The following is a 17850-nucleotide window of genomic DNA, read 5'->3' on the forward strand; positions in this document are numbered from 1 at the left end:
CCAGCGCCCTTCGGATCAATTGCCCTTGCGTCCGAAGGACAGGATTTTCTGCCGCAGGCTGCGGGCGAGGTTGCGGGTATTGCGGTACATGTCCACCTGGGTGGAAACCTGCCGCACGTCCCGGTCGCTATTCTGGGCAAGCCCGACAACCAGCGTGCCCATTTCCTGCCGTTCCTGCCAGAAGCGGCTCATGATCGGATGATCGGGCACGGCGCAGCTGTCGCTGCGCAGAATATTGGCGTCATCCAGATGCCAGTCGGTCAGTCTCTGCACCAGCAGCTTGCCGGGAGAAAATTGCGCATAGTTTTCGTCGAAAGCGGTCTTCCACGTATAGGCTTCGCCGGCTGCGATGAAGACGACCATGGAAGCAATCGCGCTGCCGTTGAGATCGATGGTGTGGATACGCACCGCATCCGCTTCGGCCAGATTGGTGATCGCCTCGCGGGCGAAGGCGGCGCGATAACGGTCGTTGACCAGCGCGGTGCGCTTGCGGCCTTTCCAGCCGCTCGCCTCCAGCGCCAGAAACTCCTCCATGCGGTAACGCACGTCCGCTGGCTGCCGGGTAACGGTATAGGAGAGGGCCCCAAATTTTTCGAGCTGACGCCATTGCCTGTTCATTTCGCGCAAATGGTGCGGCGCAAGGGCGTTTCGCAGATACGCCTTGCCGTCAAGAAGGCTTTCCAGCATCGGCCGGTAATAATTGCCCGTCGTCGTCACCGGCAGGTTGCGGCTGAGCGCGATGGCTTTGAACATTCGGGCAAACGGCCCTTCCAGCCGGACATCCGGCAGAACCAGAACATTCGGCAGACGCATGTTGCTGTCGGACAGCGCATCGAAAAGATTGTCGAGGGTTTCGGCAGCACCTTCGGTGTCGACCAGCGGCGTGCCGAGCGGCCCGAATGGATTGGCCCAGACGCGAATGATGGAGGGACCGATGGAAAAACCCGGCTTTTCCACGGTAAAGGGCATCAGGAAGCGCATGCGGCTTCTGGCGCCGTTCTCGTCGCGAATGAGGGCGAAGCGCACGGACTTGTCTTCGATGCGCGGCATGGCGGGTGCGAGAAGCCGCCCGGTGAAGAAGACATTCGCCTCCATCACGCGGTTGGACAGGAAGTCGAGTTCTTCCTGCATGTCATAACCGAGCTGACCCGGATAGATACAGAATTCCCGGCCATCGCGGCCCACGCGTCGGCTGCTGTCGGCCACGGGACGGTCACGCTCCGCAGACGCCATCAGCGCCGCGATGCGCGGATCCTGAAAATCCGGATTCTTTGGATCGCTGGACATGCTTATCGTTACACCGCCTTCCCAGTGTTTTGACCCGCCCGGGGATCGTTGAAGGCAAAAAGGACGATCCCGAGTGTGCGGCGAATGGCAATATGCAATAGCACAGCTTCTATGCACATGGCTATCGCCACCGCTGCCGCGGCCCCTGCCAGACCATAGACCGGAATGAGCGCCATGTTGAGTGCAATGTTGCAACCAAAGATGATAATATAAAGCGCGACGCACAATTTTTGTTTGCCGGCCATGTTCAGCAATGTTTCTCCCGGGCCGATCAGCGCCTTGGCGAGGAAGCCTGCGAAAAGGAAGAACATCAACTCATAGCCCTGAACGAAGCCGGGGCCGAACAGCGACAGCAGGAACGGGCCGGCCAGAAGCACCACGCTGCCGACGGCGAGCGACGGCCAGAAAGCCCAGCGCGCGGCCTGGCTGGCGAAACCGGCAAGCCCCTGCCTGTCATTGGCCGACATCAGGGCGGCCAGGCGCGGGGCGGCGGCCGCCTGCACCGAGAAAAACACAAATTGCATCAGCACGATGGTCTTGGCCGCGGCAAAATAAATGCCGACCTGATCCGGCGGCAGGTAAAGGCCGACGATCACCACATCGGAATTGGTCATCAAAAATCCGATGCCGTCGATCAGGAACATCGGGAAGGCGAAGCTTATCCAACGGCGGAAATGCACCCTGCGGGCCGTGCTGCGGAAATGCCGGTTGAGCCGGCGGTTCATGAAGACGAAATGGAAAAGCGTGGTGACATAGGTGGCAAGAAGCGCCGTGAGCATGGCTGTCGTTGCGGTTTTTCCCGCGCCAAGACCGATTGCCGCCAGCATGAACAGCAGGATAAGCACCGGGCGAACGATGTAGGTGGGGCTGAGAGCGGAGACCGCCCAGCCATTTGCGCGCGCCGTGCCGTTCAGCACATCGCCCAACGCAACCATGGGCAGGGTGAAAAGCGCCAGCGACATGGGAATGAGATAGTAGGAAGCGATGCGCTCGCCGAAGAAATACAGGAAAACGAAGCCGAAGATCGCAAGCGCGCTGGCCGAAAGCATGGCGAAGACACGCGCCGTCGAGGTCAGTCCCATGATCTTGTCGTGGGCGTCCTCCAGACGATAGCCGGGTAAAAAGCGTATGACCGTGGTGTGAAAACCGAGACAGGAAAGATTGCCGAACAGGATCACCAGTACCCAGACAAATGCGAACAGGCCGTATTCGAATTCGCCCATCAGGCGGGCAAGAATGATCTGGGAAATGAAGGCGATGCCGGCGCTGACGATGCGCACCGCAAACGCAACGAGCGCCATACGCTGCGCACGGGAGAGTTCATCTCCGCCGGAAAGAAGAACGGCGACTTTCGTTACCAGCGGCGAAAGCTTCGCGCGCAGGTCTGCGGGTAGGGCTTTTTCCGCCGTGTTGAGGATAGCCATGATCCACACGCCATCATTTCCAGTTGAATAGGCAGGCCGATCATACCCGCTCCATCCTTAACGAAGGGTTTGGGACGCGCCGGCCCGTGTGCCAATATCGTCCATCACGCGTGGCCTGCGGATGCCGTTGAACAGGAAAAGGGCGAGCGGGCTGCAACGTATCGCCTGATGCAGCATATAGGCCGCCGCCGTGGTGGCCGCGACGATGATGGTGAATTCCAGGATGGGCGGCAGCGCAATGAGGATGAACAGCGTTCCGAAGGCGTAGATGAGCGGATGGTGAAACAGGTAGATAGTGAAGGATGCATCCGTCATGCCTCTGGCAATCCGGTTCGGCCTGTCGAAATAGCGGCAGGCGAGGTCGATCAACAGACGGCTTGTCGCCACCGCTGCAACTGCCGACACCAGCACCAGCAGCGCCGAATTCGAAAAGGGATGTTGCAGGCGCAAGGTCACCGCCGTCGCGATGGCGCCCGCCGCGACGACGCCGGTGGGAAGACCCGTCTGGCGAAAGCGGTGAAAGAGGGCGCGGTCACGCTGCAGAAGCGCGCCGATGAGGAAAAATGGCAGGTAACGCGCATAGGGGTCGGAGGCGCGTTCATAAAGAAGAAAAAGGGGGCTTCCGCTCTTTGCCGCAAGCAGGCCGGATCCGTAGATCGTCAATTCCCATAAAACAGGCAGGATGCACAGCGCCGCAAAAAACAGGGCGGCATGCCGCTGGCGCAGGCTGCCGAACCAGTGTCTGATATGTGCCAATGGCGGACGTTCCGCGAGAAACAGCAGGCCGGCAAGCAGGATCGAATAGAAGATAAGGGCCGGCAGGAACCAAAGATGCATGATCCATTCTTCGCTCGGACGCAGCAGGCCGGGTAGGCTTTCAAGCAGCCGGTCGGCCGGGATGTCGCCTTTGGCGACGCCGGCCAGTTGCAGCAGGAAAAGCTGTGATGGCCCGAGCAGAAGGACCGCCACGACAAAGGGCACGCCGAGACGCAGGAAACGTTGCCTCAGCCAGCGCATCTTGCCCTTCTTGCCGATGACCATGGTGGAGAAGTAGCCGGCAACCAGAAAGAATGACGGCATACGGAAGGTGACGAGCGCAGCACCCAGCGCGCTCAGAAGCGGGCTGGTGTCGAAATCCTTGATGTCCCATGGCAGAGCATGGCTGTAGAGAAGGGAGGCGTGATAAGGGATGCCGAGCAGCATGAGGAGGGCCCTTAGCGGGTCCCAGTAATGCTCGTAATCTGATTTGCCCGGTTGCATTTTCCCCTCGCGCCGTAAGCGCGATCCCGTTTGATCAGCAATGACCAGCACGACTATTGGTGGAAAACGCTAACAAATCCTTCACGCCCCGGAGGGTGTGGGCGGAGCCTTTTTCCTGGGCAGGAGATCGAGAACCAGGGTACAGCCTAAGATGATGATGCCGGCGCCGAAAAGCTGGGGAAGCGAAAGCGGTTCATCCAGCACCAGTGCGCCGATGAGAACCGCCACGACGGTCACGGCGAATTCCACGCTGATCGCCCTGGTTGCACCGATCGAGGAGACAAGCCTGAAATAGGTGATGTAGGTAAGTCCGCTCATGACAACCGCCTGTATGAGCAGATAACCGTAATCGATGAAGCGCGGCGCTCCAGGCAGGGGCACGGCCAGAAGAAGCGGTAAAGTCATCAGCCCGCCCGTGAGGAAGGAGCCGATGGTGATTTCCCACGAACCCACGCCCTTGAGATGGCGGCTGGCATAGTTGCTGCCATAGGCGGCGCAGATGCAGGCGGCAACGCAGGCGGCGCAGCCGATGAAGAAGCTGGTTGTGACGGGAACCGCGGGAAAGCCGACGAGCAGGATAATGCCGCCGAAACCGATGACGAGACCGGCAAAGCCCCGCTGCGTCAGACGCTCAAGACCCCATAGCTGTGAGATGAGCATTGAAAAGAGCGGGATGGTGGCCACCAATATGGCCGCCATGGCGGTACCGACCAGCGGCGTCGCATAGGAAAGGCCGATCAACTGTCCCGCGACGGTTGTTGCGCCGACAACGGCAAAGGCGCGCCAGCTGGCGGAAAATGCAAGCTTTCGGCGGGCCGTAATCGCGATCAGAAACAGGGCGACGGCGGTGACAAGCGAGCGAAGCGTAACCGCGCCGATCCAGCCGAAGGCCTCCACGACATGCAAAAGCAGCAGGAAAGACATTCCCCACGCGAGTGCGAGAAAAACATAAGACGCAAAGTCGCGAGGAGCCATGAAAGCGTTTTCCGAAAGACGATGAGGCTCCCATATTGGAAATTGCCGATATCCGTCAACAGCGATCAAGTGGCACAACGAAAATCGCCCGCAACTGAAGATGCGGGCGATTTCGTTTGACTGTCGGGAACTGCTTCAGGCCTGTTCGTAAACGCCGTGGCAGTGCTTGTATTTCTTGCCGGAGCCACAGGGGCACATTTCGTTGCGGCCGATACGGCCCCAGGTGGCCGGGTTTTCCGGATCGCGATCCCCCGCCGGCACGAAAGCGGCCTGCGCGTTCTGTGCCATTTCATCTTCACCTGTGAGAGGGTCGAGATGATGCGCCGTCATTTCCGGCAGCTCGGGCTGCTGCGGTTCCTGCTGCACGAGTTCAACGCGCATCAGCTGGGCGGTGACGGCCTCGCGCAGATTGGCGAGCAGGGCCTGGAACAGTTCGAAGGCTTCCGCCTTGTATTCCTGCAGCGGGTCGCGCTGTGCATAACCGCGGAAGCCGACGACAGAGCGCAGATGGTCGAGATTGACGATATGTTCGCGCCACAGATGGTCGATCGTCTGGAGAATGACCGAGCGTTCCACATAGGTCATGATCTCGGGGCCGAAACGTTCCGCGCGCTCGGCGGCGTATTTGTCGGCGGCCTCGGTGACGCGCTGGAGAATATCGTCCTCGGCGATGCCTTCTTCCTTCGCCCATTCCTCCACCGGCAGGTCGAGATTGAGGAAATGCGCGACACCGGCCTTCAGGCCTGCAATATCCCACTGTTCGGCATAGGCATTTTCCGGAATATGCTTGGTGACGAGCGTTTCGATCACTTCGTGGCGCATATCGGCTGCGGTTTCGCCGATATTGTCTGCTTCCATCAGTTCGAGACGCTGCTCGAAGATCACCTTTCGCTGGTCGTTCAGCACATCGTCATATTTCAGAAGGTTCTTGCGGGTCTCGAAGTTGCGGGCCTCGACCTTCTTCTGGGCGCGTTCCAGCGCCTTGTTGATCCACGGATGGACGATTGCCTCGCCTTCCTTGAGGCCGAGCTTCTGCAGCATCGAGTCCATGCGCTCGGAACCGAAGATGCGCATCAGGTCATCCTGAAGCGACAGGTAGAATTTCGAGCGACCCGGGTCGCCCTGACGGCCGGAACGGCCACGCAGCTGGTTGTCGATACGGCGGCTTTCGTGACGCTCGGTGGCGATGACGTAAAGACCGCCGGCGGCCAGCGCCTTTTCCTTCAGCACCTTGATTTCGGCGCGGATAGCCTCTTCCTTCGCGTCACGCTCAGGGCTGGACTCCATGCCTTCCAGCTCGCGCTCGAGGCGCATGTCGACGTTGCCGCCGAGCTGGATGTCGGTACCGCGACCAGCCATGTTGGTGGCGATGGTAACTGCGCCCGGAACGCCGGCCTGCGAAACGATATAGGCTTCCTGCTCGTGGTAACGGGCGTTCAGAACCTGGAAATCGGTAAAGCCGGACTGACGCAGCATATGGGCCAGAAGCTCGGATTTCTCGATCGACGTCGTACCCACCAGAACCGGTTGACCGCGCTCATGCGCCGCCTTGATCTCGGTGATGATTGCCTGGAACTTCTCCTCGCCGGTGCGATAGACCTCGTCGTCCTCGTCGATACGCTGGATCGGCAGGTTGGTCGGCACTTCGATGACGTCGAGACCGTAGATATTGCCGAATTCTTCCGCTTCCGTCGATGCCGTACCGGTCATGCCGGCGAGCTTGGAGTACATACGGAAATAGTTCTGGAAGGTGACGGAAGACAGCGTCTGGTTTTCCGGCTGAATCTGCACCTTTTCCTTGGCTTCGAGAGCCTGATGCTGACCTTCGGAATAACGGCGGCCCGGCATCATACGGCCGGTGAACTCGTCGATGATGACGATTTCGTCGTTACGGACGATATAGTCCTTGTCGCGGGTGAAGAGCTTGTGCGCCTTCAGCGCATTGTTGATGTGATGGACGATGGCGACGTTTTCGACGTCGTAAAGCGATTCGCCCTTCAGCAGGCCCGCCTGCCGCAGCAGGTTCTCGAGCTTTTCGGTGCCGTCTTCGGAGAAGTTGGCCGAGCGCTGCTTTTCATCGATTTCGTAATCTTCCGGCGTCAACAGCGGAATGAAGGCGTCGATGGTGTTGTAAAGGTCGGAACGGTCGTCCAGCGGGCCGGAAATGATGAGCGGCGTGCGCGCCTCGTCGACCAGGATCGAGTCGACTTCGTCGACGATCGCGTAGTTGTGGCCGCGCTGAACCATCTGGGCGCGGTCATACTTCATGTTGTCGCGCAGATAGTCGAAGCCAAGTTCGTTATTCGTGGCGTAGGTGATGTCGCAGGCATAGGCCTCGCGGCGCTGGTCGTCGTCCAGCCCGTGGACGATGACGCCGGTCGTCAGGCCGAGGAAACCGTAGAGCCTGCTCATCGTGGCCGCGTCGCGCTTGGCGAGATAGTCGTTGACGGTGACGACATGCACGCCCTTGCCGGCGAGCGCGTTGAGATAGACCGCAAGGGTCGCCACCAGCGTCTTGCCTTCACCGGTCTTCATTTCGGCGATAGCGCCTCCATGCAAAATCATGCCGCCGGTCAGCTGCACGTCGAAGGGGCGCATATGCAGAACGCGGCGCGATGCTTCGCGGGCAACGGCGAAAGCCGGGATCAGCAGGTCGTCCAGCGTCTTGCCATCGGCAAGCTGCTGGCGGAATTCCGCCGTCTTGGCCGCCAGCGCTTCATCGGAGAGCGCCTTGGTGGCCTCTTCCAGCGCATTGATGGCTGCGATCTTACTTTTATAGGAGCGGACGCGGCGGTCATTTGCCGAACCGAACAACTTGCGGGCTATTCCGCCGAGACTGACCATATTACTGGCCCTTTCTGAAATTCCGTTTTGCCGGGCGCTTTTCTCCGTCACGCCGATTTCAGCATAAATGACGGACTTCGCCCTTCAACGTATCTGGACGCGAGGTTGCGTGACAGATAAGAGGGGGGGCAAATGATGTCAACGGTTCTGCCCGTTACAGAATGGCCACAATCCGGTGTTTGGAAGTTTTTTCAGAGCCGGAAACCATGTCTGGAGCCGGCATTGTCCCCGAAAGGTTCAAAATGTTGCGCTATAATAAAATTGCGGCTGCGGTGATTGTGGCCACGCTCGGCCTCCAGCTTCCGGCTTTTGCACAGGAAGACAAGGTTGTCGCCAAGGTCGGCGATCTGGAAATCCACCAGTCCGAACTCGACCTCGCCATGAGCAATCTCGACCCGCAGCTCGCGCAGCTTCCCGATGAGCAGAAGAAGGTTGCAGCCTTGTCCGGTGCCATCGACGTCAAGCTTCTGGTGAAGAACGCCAGCGCCGAAGGGCTGGAAAAGACCGAAGATTTCAAGAAGCGCATGGAATTCATCCAGGACCGTGAGCTTCACAACGCCTATTTCCGCAAGCACGTGGTCGACGCCGTCACCAATGACGAAGTAAAGGCCCGCTACGACAAGGAAGTCGCAGCCCTGCCGCAGGAAGAGGAAATCAAGGCCGCGCACATTCTCGTCGCCAGCGAGGACGACGCCAAGGACATCATCAAACAGCTTGATTCGGGCAAGGATTTCGCCGCGCTCGCGAAGGAAAAGTCGACCGATTCCAACAAGGATGACGGCGGCGATCTCGGCTGGTTCGGCAAGGGCCGCATGGTGCCGGAATTCGAAGAGGCCGCTTTCGGCCTCGAAAAGGGCGCCTACACCAAGGTTCCGGTGAAGACCCAGTTCGGCTTCCACGTCATCAAGCTTGAAGACAAGCGTATCGCGCCGCCGCCGGCTTTCGAGCAGGTCGAGCCGCAGGTTCGTCAGCTTGTCATGCGTGACAAGTACGTTGCACTCATCGAGAAGGCAAAGGCTGACCAGAAGATCGAAATCATGGATGAGACGCTGAAAAAGGGCTACGACGAAGCCACGAAGGAACAGCAGGCTCAGCCGCAGCAGTAAAGACAAATGTTACGGGGCGGCTATGGGCCGCCCCGTTTCATCTCAGGCATTCCAGACCCCTTTTCCAGAATTTCAGGCGCTTCCCATGTCCGTTGCCGTTTCCCCGCTCGCTCCGAAATCCTATCCCGACATGCCGGCGCTGCGCGGCGTTCGCATGGCGACGGCCGCCGCCGGCATCAAGTACAAGAACCGCACGGATGTTCTGTTGATGGTGTTCGACAAGCCTGCAAGTGTTGCCGGCGTCTTCACCAAATCGAAGTGCCCCTCCGCCCCGGTCGATTTCTGCCGCGCCAATCTCGGCGGCGGCGTGGCGCGCGCCGTGGTGGTCAATTCCGGCAATGCCAATGCCTTTACCGGCCTCAAGGGCAAGGCCGCGACCGAATTGACGGCGAAATCCGCCGCCGCCGCCGTCGGCTGTGCTGAAGGCGAGGTCTTTCTCGCATCGACGGGCGTGATCGGCGAGCCGCTGGATGCGACGAAATTTGCCGGCGTTCTCGGTGACATGAATGTCAGGGCGGAAGCCGATTTCTGGCAGGAAGCCGCCAAGGCGATCATGACGACCGACACCTATCCCAAGGTCGCGACCCGCACCGCCGAGATCGGCGGCGTGATCGTCACGATCAACGGCATTTCCAAGGGTGCCGGCATGATTGCACCCGATATGGCGACAATGCTCTCCTTCGTGGTGACGGATGCGGATATCGAGCCCGCCGCCCTGCAGTCGCTGCTCTCTGCCGGTGTCGGCCCGACCTTCAATTCCGTGACGGTTGATAGCGATACCTCCACCTCCGATACGCTGATGCTGTTCGCCACGGGTGCAGCAGCGGAAGACGGCCAGGTTAAGGTGACGAGCGCCGATGACGAGCGCCTGTCCTCGTTCCGCACGGCGCTTAACGATCTCCTGAAGGATCTCGCGTTGCAGGTGGTTCGCGACGGCGAAGGCGCACGCAAGATGGTGGAAGTCACTGTAACAGGCGCGGAAAACGATGCCGCCGCCAAGAAGATCGCTCTTTCTATCGCCAATTCGCCGCTGGTGAAGACCGCGGTTGCCGGCGAAGACGCCAATTGGGGCCGCGTCGTCATGGCTGTCGGCAAGTCCGGTGAGATGGCAGACCGCGACCGTCTCGCCATCTGGTTCGGCGGCGTGCGCGTGGCCGTCAACGGCGAGCGCGACCCGGATTATTCGGAGGCGGAAACCAGCGCGGTGATGCGTCTCGAAGACATTCCAGTGAAGGTGGATATCGGTCTCGGTCAGGGAACGGCCACCGTCTGGACCTGTGACCTGACGAAAGAATATGTTGCGATCAACGGCGACTATCGGAGCTGACCGTTGGAGCCGAAGAGAATGCAGGACAATAAAGCCGTCAATCTGCCGCTGGTTCGCCGTCTGGAAGCCGTCAGCTTCCGGGCATGGCCTGCGTCGTCAGTGATTTATGACGGCAGCTGGCAAATTCGCCTGACGGGTTCACACCCCTCCAAACGCATTAACTGCGTGGTGCCGCTCGATCCGTCCGATTACGGAAACAGCGCGCTGCGGCTGGAAAAGGCGCGCAAGCGTTTCGAGGATTTCGGCCGGCCGCTGGTGGTACGCGAAACGACACTGATGCCGCGGCAACTCGTGGATTTTCTGTCTGCTGATGGCTGGTCCGTCTTCGAAGAGGTCATGGTTATGACGGCCGATCTCTCCAGCATGGAGCTGCCGGAAACGCTGGTCAGCCTGCCGAGCCACGATATCGGCCGGTTTGTCGAAGCCAGCATCAAGGTCAGCGATGGCGATCCGGCGCTGCGCCCGGCAATCGCTGAAATCGTCAGTTCCATCAAGCCGATGCTCGGCCTTTTCATCAACGAGGAAGTGGAGGGTAACCCGCTCGCCACCATGATCTGCGTGCAGGATAACGATCTTGCCGGCGTCATCTCGCTTGATGTCGAAAAGTCGCAACGTAAAAAGGGGCTGGGCACGCAGGTTCTGTCGTCGGCACTGCGCTGGGCCAGAATAAGCGGCGCAAAAACCGCCTGGCTGCAGGTCGTCTCCACCAATGCGCCTGCCATCGCCCTTTATCAAAAATTCGGCTTCTCCGAGGCTTATCGTTATCGCTACTGGCGCAGGGGTTCAGGTGAATGAGCGAGGCGGGAAAAAAAATCCTGCTGGTCGCCGCCTGCGCACTTCTCGATCAGGACGGCCGCATTCTTCTGGCGCAGCGTCCCGAAGGCAAGTCGCTTGCGGGCTTATGGGAATTTCCAGGCGGCAAGGTGGAGCATGGCGAGACGCCAGAGGAAACCCTTGTCCGTGAACTGGACGAGGAACTGGGTATCAAAACCAAGGTCGCCTGCCTCGCGCCGCTGACATTTGCCAGCCATACCTACGAGACCTTTCACCTCCTGATGCCGCTTTATGTGTGCCGTCGCTATGAAGGCATCGCCCATGGCCGGGAAGGGCAGGCGATTAAATGGGTCAAACCCCAGGCATTGCGCGATTATCCCATGCCGCCGGCCGATGAGCCGCTCATCCCCTTCCTCCAGGATTTGCTGTAGAACCGAGGGGTCACTACGGCCCTCCTGCCTTATCCCGTCACAGCTTCGTGAAAACACCTCTCTTCCAGTGCTTTACCGTGCCAAAACGGGGCTTCGTTAAGAGATCGTTCAGCACCCTCTGGCAGATTGTTAAGCTAAAGAAGCGGTAAACTGCGCGAGACGAGGTTGGTCATGAACGAGGATTTCTGGAAGACGGTGGAAGGTCGTCACTCTTATCCTGACAAGTCCCGTCGCACCGGCGTGCTCAATGTGGCGCTGCTTTTCGGCACGGCGGTTATCGCGCTCTCGCTGATCGTCACTCCCATGCTTGCCGGAAAATCCTCCACAAGGGTGGCGCAGTTTCCTGACAATTACGACATGATCAGCACGGGCTCCATCAAGAAGACCGATGTGGGCAAGACCTATTCCATCCGCCGCAGCATCACCCAGCCGATGCCGGAAACGCCCTGCGTGGTCATGGGTTATAGCAACGAGAGCGGTTGCTGATCGTTTACCATCAACGGTAACGGATTCCTCACATCGCCGGCCTAATATAAAGCTGATTTCAACAGGGTGGACGCCGGTTGTCGCAACGCGCCGGATGGCGGATGGGGAATATCCTGTGCTGCATTTTCTTATCAATCTATGCAAAAACGAAAACGGTGCGACAGCGGTGGAGTACGGCCTGATTGTCGGGGTGATTTCCGCTGCCCTGATCGTTGGCGCAGGCAGCATCAGCAGCAACATCAATGACGTGTTTCAGTTCATCGCAGACACTTTGGCCGAGTAGAAACCTTTTGGCTGATCGCTCAGGACAGCTTCACCTCTGTTGTCTTCAAGGCATCGGCAAGCCGCACCTTGGCGGAACCGGGTTTAAGCGGTTTCTGCTGGCTTTCATGCGGCGCCCAGCCTGATACGTAAATAACCGAAAATGTCGCCCTTATCCGTCCGTCAGGATCGGAATATCGCTCGGCGTAAAGCTCTGCCGCGCGCAGAAAAAAAGCGCGGTTGAGCGGCTTTCTGCTGCGGCTTGCCAGTGGGTTGGCCATGCCCATGGCGCGCAGGTCGCGCATCAGCGGGAAAATTGAATCGTAACGCACCGTATAGCTTTCCGCATCGGTCACGGGGAGCGCAAACCCGGCGCGCTGCAAAAGCGCGCCGACGTCTCGTACATCGGCGAAAGGAATGACACGTGGGCTGGCACCTCCGGTCAATTCGGCCTCTGCGGTCAGCAGCACGTCGCGCAGTTCCTGCAGGGTGCCGCTGCCTGGAATGGCGCCGAGAAACAGGCCGTCCGGTTTTAATGCCCGCCGGATCTGGATCAGCGCGCCGGGCGTATCGTTGGTCAGGTGCAGGGCAAGCGGTGAAACGATGAGGTTCGCGGAGGCCTCCTCAAGCGGCAGATGCTCCATGGAAGCGGCCTCGGGAATATTCGCATCCGTCGCGAAAGAGCTCTCGGTTTCGATACGGCGAATGGTATCCACCTTGCCGGTCTCAGCCAGGCGTCGCGCCGTGACGCCGGTTCCGCCGTGAAGTTCGATCGCGGTCTCGAACTGGCGCTCGACGATGGCAAGCCTGTCGGCCAGCTCTTCGGCTGCCATATCGAGAAGAAACAGGGCCTTGTCGTCGCGCCTGGCCCACGCCCGGTGACGGTTTTGTTCGATCAGGGCCTGGTCAAAGAGAATATCCATCGTCTTGCCTGCTCGGCCTCAAGCGCCTTTGAGATCGGCGGGCCGTATCGTTGGTCTCATGCCGCTTGGGGCATCGTTTTCCCGGTGTCGGAAGGAAACTATCGCTCTCGCAAAGGCACCCGTTCGGCGGTAAAGTCAACCTCATGGGTGCTGGTGAAAGTCTGTTTTCGGGTTTGCTGTCGAAGTCTGCGGCCGCGCCGGCGGCGGCGGGAGACATGTGGCGTGCGGTCTTTCGTATGGTCTATCCGCCAACCTGCGCGGGCTGCACCCGCATGACCGGCGGCGAGGGCGCCTTATGTGCGGATTGCTGGCGGGATGTGGCCTTTATCGATCGTCCTTTTTGCGAGGTTCTGGGCATTCCCTTCGCGCGGGATCACGGAGACGGTTTCGTGAGCGCGCAGGCGATTGCCGAACCGCCGCCTTTTGACCGGCTGCGCGCCGTCGCAAGCCATGAGGGAACCGCCCGCAAACTCGTGCACCGGCTGAAATATCAGGACCGGACCGATCTCGCCCGCCTGATGGCGCTGTGGATGCTAAGGGCAAGCGACGGAACGGTGGATGCCTGCGATTGCATCGTGCCGGTTCCATTGCATCGCAGCCGTTTCCTGCGCCGCCGCTTCAATCAATCCGCCGAGCTGGCCCGGCATCTGGCCAGGGTCGCCGGCAAGCCCTTGGCTGCCGGCACGCTGCTGCGTGTGAAGCCGACGGAGCGGCAGGTTGGGCTTTCCGCACTTGCCCGGCGCGACAATGTGCGCGGCGCTTTCTCGCTTGCGCCCGGCCGTGAAGGTGATTTCCATGGCAAGCGCGTGGTGCTGGTGGACGACGTCTATACCACCGGCGCGACGGTGGGTGCGGCAAGCCGCGCCCTGCGCAAGGCCGGTGCCGCGGATGTGACGGTTTTGACCTTTGCAATGGCCATTTCCGGGCCTATATGAAACCTGAATGACGACTTTATCGTGCGTTTTACCGCACGTTTGCGAGGGCTTCGAGAACATGGCACCGGTGACGATCTATACGCGGGATTTTTGTGGTTATTGCGCGCGCGCCAAGGCGCTGCTGGACAGCAAGGGCGTGGATTACGCCGAATATAACGCCACGACGACACCGGAATACCGGCAGGAAATGATCGAGAAATCCGGCGGAACGACCTTCCCGCAAATCTTCATCAACGGCCAGCATGTCGGCGGCTGTGACGATCTGCACGCGCTGGAGCGCGCCGGTAAACTGGACGCGCTGCTGGCCGCCTGATCGGCCGCGATTCTCGCGGGTATGGAGGATGTGATGAGTTTCAAGGCTGCCGCCATTCAGATGCGCTCCGGCGTCGATCCGGCAAGAAACGCCGCCGATATGGAACGGCTTGTGCGTGCGGCCGCGGCCGAGGGCGCTGTTTATGTGCAGACCCCGGAAATGACGGGTGCGATTCAGAAGGACAGGCAGGCGCTGCGTGCGCAATTGCGAGATGACGATGGCGATATCATCGTTGCGACGGCCGCCCGTCTCGCCGGTGAGCTCGGCATTCATGTCCATGTCGGCTCGACCGCGATTGCCCGGCCGGATGGGAAGATTGCCAATCGCGGTTTTCTCTTCGCGCCGGATGGTTCGCGCATTTGCAGCTATGACAAAATCCACATGTTCGATGTCGATCTCGACAATGGTGAAAGCTGGCGTGAAAGCGCCGCTTATCAACCCGGCGAAGTCGCGCGTATCGCCGAACTTCCGCTGGGGAAATTCGGCTTCGCAATCTGCTACGATGTCCGTTTCCCGCAGCTTTTTCGCGCTGAAGCGCTGGCCGGTGCAGAAGTTCTGACGGTTCCGGCGGCTTTCACCAGGCAGACGGGGGAAGCCCATTGGGAAATCCTGTTGCGCGCCCGCGCCATCGAAAATGGCGCTTTCGTCATCGCCGCCGCGCAGGCTGGCGTGCATGAGGACGGGCGCGAGACCTTCGGCCACTCCATCATCATTGACCCATGGGGCAAGATTCTGGCCATTGCCGGCGGCGCTGGCGAAGAGATCATCTTCGCCGAGATCGATACGTCGATGGTGGCTGCCGCGCGTGGCAAAATTCCCAATCTGCGCAATGCCCGCGAGTTCGGACTGGACACTGTCATTCCCTTGAAACCTGCTGGAGGTGAAGCGGCGTGATCCGTTATGCGCTGGCCTGTGAAAAGGGCCATGAGTTCGAGGGCTGGTTTGCCGGTAGCGACGATTTCGACAATCAGTTGCAGCGCGGTTTCCTGTCCTGCCCGGTCTGCAATTCCGTGCAGGTATCAAAACTACTGATGGCGCCTTCGGTCTCTACCGCCCGCAAGAAAGACGAACGCCAGACGCTCGCCATGGATACGGCCAGAAAAGAGGCGATGGCGAAAATCCGCGAGGCTGTCGCCAATATCCGCGCCAGTGCCGAGGATGTCGGCGATAAATTTCCGGAAGAAGCCCGCAAGATCCACTATGGCGAAGCGGATGAGCGCGGCATCATCGGCAATGCCTCTGCGCAGGAAGCCAGGGCCCTGCTGGATGAGGGTATCGAGATCGCGCCGCTGCCGGTCTTGCCTGATGACGTGAATTGAATTTCTTTAGAACGACATCACTCAGATCGCGCCCGGCGTTAGCCTTGCGCCGGTCTTTTCGCCAGCATCATGTAGTTGACGTCCATATCCGGTGAGAGATTCCAGCGATCCTGCAGCACGTTGTAAAAGACGCCGGTGCGGTGGATGATATCCATGCCGCTCGCCACCAGCGGCCGCTCGAGTTCTTCCGGGCGGACCAGCTTTTCATACTGGTGTGTGCCGCGCGGCAGCCAACGCAGAACGTTTTCGGCGGCGAAGATTGCTAATGCGCGGGCTTTGAGCGTGCGGTTGATGGTGGCCGCGAACATCAGGCCGCCGGGCCGTACCATTTTCGCGCAGGTGGTGACGAAAAGATCGACATTGGCCACATGCTCGACCACCTCCATGTTGAGGATGACGTCGAAGGTTTCGCCGGCTTCCTGCAACTGTTCGGCGGTCATGGCGCGGTAGTCAACGCTTACCCCGCTTTCGCGGGCGTGGGTGGAAGCGATGCCGATATTCTTTTCCGAGGGATCGGCGCCCACCACATCCGCGCCCATGCGCGCAACCGGTTCAGAGAGAAGGCCGCCGCCGCAGCCAATGTCTAATATGCGCAGCCCTTCCAGCGGGCGGTGCACCTTCGGGTCGCGGCCGAAATTGTCGCAGATGCGGTTGCGGATATATTCGAGCCGAACCGGATTGAACTTGTGGAGCGGGCGGAACTTGCCGGTCGGGCTCCACCATTCCGCAGCCATCGCAGAGAAGCGATCCACTTCGCTCTGGTCGACGGTCGTCTGTGCGGTTTCGCTCATGGTTCTGCTCCATATTGCTGTTGCATTGAAGTCGGATGATTGCCCTCCGAAGTCAAGACCGGTCGTCCATTCCGGCGGCGATTTATCGGGCGCTCATTGCCGCAGGTGGAACTGATTGGATGCCTTATTTGTTTCATGCTGCGTTCATGCAGCTGCGCGTATTTTCCGATCGTGGCAGTATGCGGAACGCGTACTCGTCCGTCGAACACGGTGGATGCCGACAAGGGCAAAGCGGGCCTTTGCTTGAGGAGAAAGAAGTGAAGAAAAAACTGTTAGGCGCAATTGCGCTGTTGGCCATGCTCGCCGCGCCGGCTCTTGCCGAGGCTGCGACGCGCGGTTTCGCCACTGCGAATGTGAATATGCGCTCCGGCCCGAGCACGGCCTACCCGGCCGTCGTGGTGATCCCGAATGGGGCGCCGCTCACCGTCCACGGCTGCCTTTCCGATACGCCGTGGTGCGATGTCTCGTTTGTGGGCGGTCGCGGCTGGGTGGCCGGTCGTTACATTGCCACGACCTACAGGCAGAACCGGGTCTATGTCGAGCCGCGTTATTACCGCGATCTCGGGGTGCCGGTGATCACCTTCGAGGTCGGCCGTTATTGGGACCGCTATTATCGTGACCGCGACTTTTACCGCGAGCGCGACCGCTGGCGCCGTCCGCCGCCGTCAGGTGGTTACTGGAACGCCACGCCGCCCCGCGCCGACTGGAATCGTCCACGTTCGCGTGACGAGTGGCGTGATAGCCGCCGCGACGACTGGCGTGACGGGCGTCGTGATGAATCGCGCGACAATCGGCGCGATGAACGGCGTGATCCGCGACAAGGCGGGCCGAACGACGGCCGCTGGGAGCGTCGTCATGGGGAATGGAACGAAGGTAATCGCGCACCTGAGCCGCCGCGTGGAGATGCTGGCAGTAGCCAGAACAACGAAGATCGTGATCGCATTCTCCGCCTGAAACGGGATCTTGGGATAGGTCAGTAAGCGTTTTCGGCCATTGTAAAGCAACGGGCCTTAAGTGCTGCATCGTCGAACTTCAGTCGACATCCAAAATCATAGGCCCGGCGAGATTTCGTCGGGCCTATTCCATTGAATAGTTGATTGGATTTACTGAAGCGGCGTTATTTTGCAGCGGCAGCCTTGCGGGCGCGAGTCTTGGGTTTTGCAGGGGCTTCCGCATCCGGTCCGGATTCTGCCGCAGCGGCCTTGGGAGCGGCCTTCTTGCGCGTGGCGGGTTTCGTCGCTTCCGATGTCTTCAGCAGCGAAAATTCATGTTTGGCCTGTTCCCAATGGTGCGCATCGCGCCCATGCGGGTGGCCTTCCTTTTCCCAGAGTGTATATGCCCGTTTACTGATCCATTCATGTTCCGAAACCTGCATGCTCGTCTCCCGTTGCTGT

The 17850-nt window shown here is 59.9% G+C and carries 19 protein-coding genes; 11 read left to right on the forward strand and 8 right to left on the reverse strand.

Features of this window, described 5'->3' with window-relative positions:
* Positions 1 to 15 precede the first annotated feature (15 nt).
* The 5 genes from PL597_RS00755 to secA form a co-directional block, all read right to left on the reverse strand.
* Complete coding sequence (locus PL597_RS00755; protein WP_142912031.1) at positions 16 to 1287, reverse strand: GNAT family N-acetyltransferase; 1272 nt, start codon at positions 1285 to 1287, stop codon at positions 16 to 18.
* Positions 1288 to 1295: 8 nt separating this feature from the next.
* On the reverse strand, positions 1296 to 2711 hold the full coding sequence (gene uppV, locus PL597_RS00760) for a Wzx-type polysaccharide biosynthesis protein UppV (RefSeq protein WP_077985156.1): 1416 nt from the start codon (positions 2709 to 2711) through the stop codon (positions 1296 to 1298).
* 57 nt (positions 2712 to 2768) lie between these two features.
* Positions 2769 to 3971, reverse strand: a complete 1203-nt coding sequence (mdoC, locus tag PL597_RS00765) for a glucans biosynthesis protein MdoC (protein ID WP_271364400.1) — start codon at positions 3969 to 3971, stop codon at positions 2769 to 2771.
* An 81-nt stretch (positions 3972 to 4052) separates the two neighbouring features.
* The gene (locus PL597_RS00770; RefSeq protein ID WP_271364401.1) at positions 4053 to 4946 is read right to left on the reverse strand and encodes a DMT family transporter; all 894 of its coding nucleotides are present in this window, start codon (positions 4944 to 4946) and stop codon (positions 4053 to 4055) included.
* A 135-nt stretch (positions 4947 to 5081) separates the two neighbouring features.
* On the reverse strand, positions 5082 to 7790 hold the full coding sequence (secA, locus tag PL597_RS00775) for a preprotein translocase subunit SecA (protein WP_271364402.1): 2709 nt from the start codon (positions 7788 to 7790) through the stop codon (positions 5082 to 5084).
* Between the two features lie 242 nt (positions 7791 to 8032).
* Between secA and PL597_RS00780 the strand changes: the two genes are divergently transcribed.
* The 6 genes from PL597_RS00780 to PL597_RS00805 all read left to right on the forward strand — a co-directional run bounded on the left by PL597_RS00780 (position 8033) and on the right by PL597_RS00805 (position 12197).
* Positions 8033 to 8896 carry a peptidylprolyl isomerase gene (locus PL597_RS00780; protein ID WP_077985321.1) on the forward strand — a complete coding sequence of 288 codons (864 nt, stop codon included), beginning with the start codon at positions 8033 to 8035 and terminating at the stop codon, positions 8894 to 8896.
* 85 nt (positions 8897 to 8981) lie between these two features.
* The gene (gene argJ / locus PL597_RS00785; protein WP_142912027.1) at positions 8982 to 10223 is read left to right on the forward strand and encodes a bifunctional glutamate N-acetyltransferase/amino-acid acetyltransferase ArgJ; all 1242 of its coding nucleotides are present in this window, start codon (positions 8982 to 8984) and stop codon (positions 10221 to 10223) included.
* An 18-nt stretch (positions 10224 to 10241) separates the two neighbouring features.
* Entirely contained in the window at positions 10242 to 11018 is a 777-nt protein-coding gene (locus tag PL597_RS00790) for a GNAT family N-acetyltransferase (RefSeq protein ID WP_271364403.1), read from the forward strand.
* A complete protein-coding gene (gene mutT, locus PL597_RS00795) occupies positions 11015 to 11428 on the forward strand; it encodes an 8-oxo-dGTP diphosphatase MutT (RefSeq protein ID WP_003522547.1) in 414 nt (137 codons plus the stop codon). Before PL597_RS00790 ends, mutT begins: the two co-directional genes overlap by 4 nt.
* A gap of 171 nt (positions 11429 to 11599) precedes the next feature.
* Positions 11600 to 11914 (forward strand): hypothetical protein, encoded by a 315-nt coding sequence (locus tag PL597_RS00800; protein ID WP_077985150.1) that lies wholly within the window; start codon positions 11600 to 11602, stop codon positions 11912 to 11914.
* 94 nt (positions 11915 to 12008) lie between these two features.
* Complete coding sequence (locus PL597_RS00805; protein WP_077985149.1) at positions 12009 to 12197, forward strand: Flp family type IVb pilin; 189 nt, start codon at positions 12009 to 12011, stop codon at positions 12195 to 12197.
* Positions 12198 to 12216: 19 nt separating this feature from the next.
* Here the strand turns inward: PL597_RS00805 and PL597_RS00810 are convergent, their stop codons facing one another.
* Complete coding sequence (locus tag PL597_RS00810; RefSeq protein WP_142912025.1) at positions 12217 to 13098, reverse strand: methyltransferase domain-containing protein; 882 nt, start codon at positions 13096 to 13098, stop codon at positions 12217 to 12219.
* A 143-nt stretch (positions 13099 to 13241) separates the two neighbouring features.
* Here PL597_RS00810 and PL597_RS00815 point away from each other — a divergent pair, with 143 nt between their 5' ends.
* From PL597_RS00815 to PL597_RS00830, 4 genes are read left to right on the forward strand one after another with little or no spacing between them, the layout of a single operon-like run.
* Complete coding sequence (locus PL597_RS00815; RefSeq protein WP_269826414.1) at positions 13242 to 14033, forward strand: ComF family protein; 792 nt, start codon at positions 13242 to 13244, stop codon at positions 14031 to 14033.
* A 58-nt stretch (positions 14034 to 14091) separates the two neighbouring features.
* Positions 14092 to 14346, forward strand: a complete 255-nt coding sequence (gene grxC, locus PL597_RS00820) for a glutaredoxin 3 (RefSeq protein WP_003522552.1) — start codon at positions 14092 to 14094, stop codon at positions 14344 to 14346.
* 33 nt (positions 14347 to 14379) lie between these two features.
* Complete coding sequence (locus PL597_RS00825) at positions 14380 to 15240, forward strand: carbon-nitrogen hydrolase family protein (protein WP_269826415.1); 861 nt, start codon at positions 14380 to 14382, stop codon at positions 15238 to 15240.
* Positions 15237 to 15665 (forward strand): DUF1178 family protein, encoded by a 429-nt coding sequence (locus PL597_RS00830; RefSeq protein ID WP_077985146.1) that lies wholly within the window; start codon positions 15237 to 15239, stop codon positions 15663 to 15665. The genes PL597_RS00825 and PL597_RS00830 overlap by 4 nt, the downstream gene beginning before the upstream one ends.
* 38 nt (positions 15666 to 15703) lie before the next feature.
* On the opposite strand, the gene ubiG is transcribed toward PL597_RS00830, so the two are convergent.
* Positions 15704 to 16456: a bifunctional 2-polyprenyl-6-hydroxyphenol methylase/3-demethylubiquinol 3-O-methyltransferase UbiG gene (gene ubiG, locus PL597_RS00835; protein ID WP_271364404.1), complete on the reverse strand. Its 753-nt coding sequence runs from the start codon at positions 16454 to 16456 to the stop codon at positions 15704 to 15706.
* Positions 16457 to 16713: 257 nt separating this feature from the next.
* Between ubiG and PL597_RS00840 the strand changes: the two genes are divergently transcribed.
* Entirely contained in the window at positions 16714 to 17436 is a 723-nt protein-coding gene (locus tag PL597_RS00840; RefSeq protein ID WP_271364405.1) for an SH3 domain-containing protein, read from the forward strand.
* A 137-nt stretch (positions 17437 to 17573) separates the two neighbouring features.
* Here PL597_RS00840 and PL597_RS00845 read toward each other — a convergent pair whose 3' ends face one another.
* On the reverse strand, positions 17574 to 17831 hold the full coding sequence (locus PL597_RS00845; protein WP_191216685.1) for a DUF2934 domain-containing protein: 258 nt from the start codon (positions 17829 to 17831) through the stop codon (positions 17574 to 17576).
* Positions 17832 to 17850: the final 19 nt, after the last annotated feature.

It is taken from the genome of Agrobacterium sp. ST15.13.013, from assembly GCF_027956525.1.
GTDB classification, from domain to species: Bacteria; Pseudomonadota; Alphaproteobacteria; order Rhizobiales; family Rhizobiaceae; genus Agrobacterium; species Agrobacterium salinitolerans.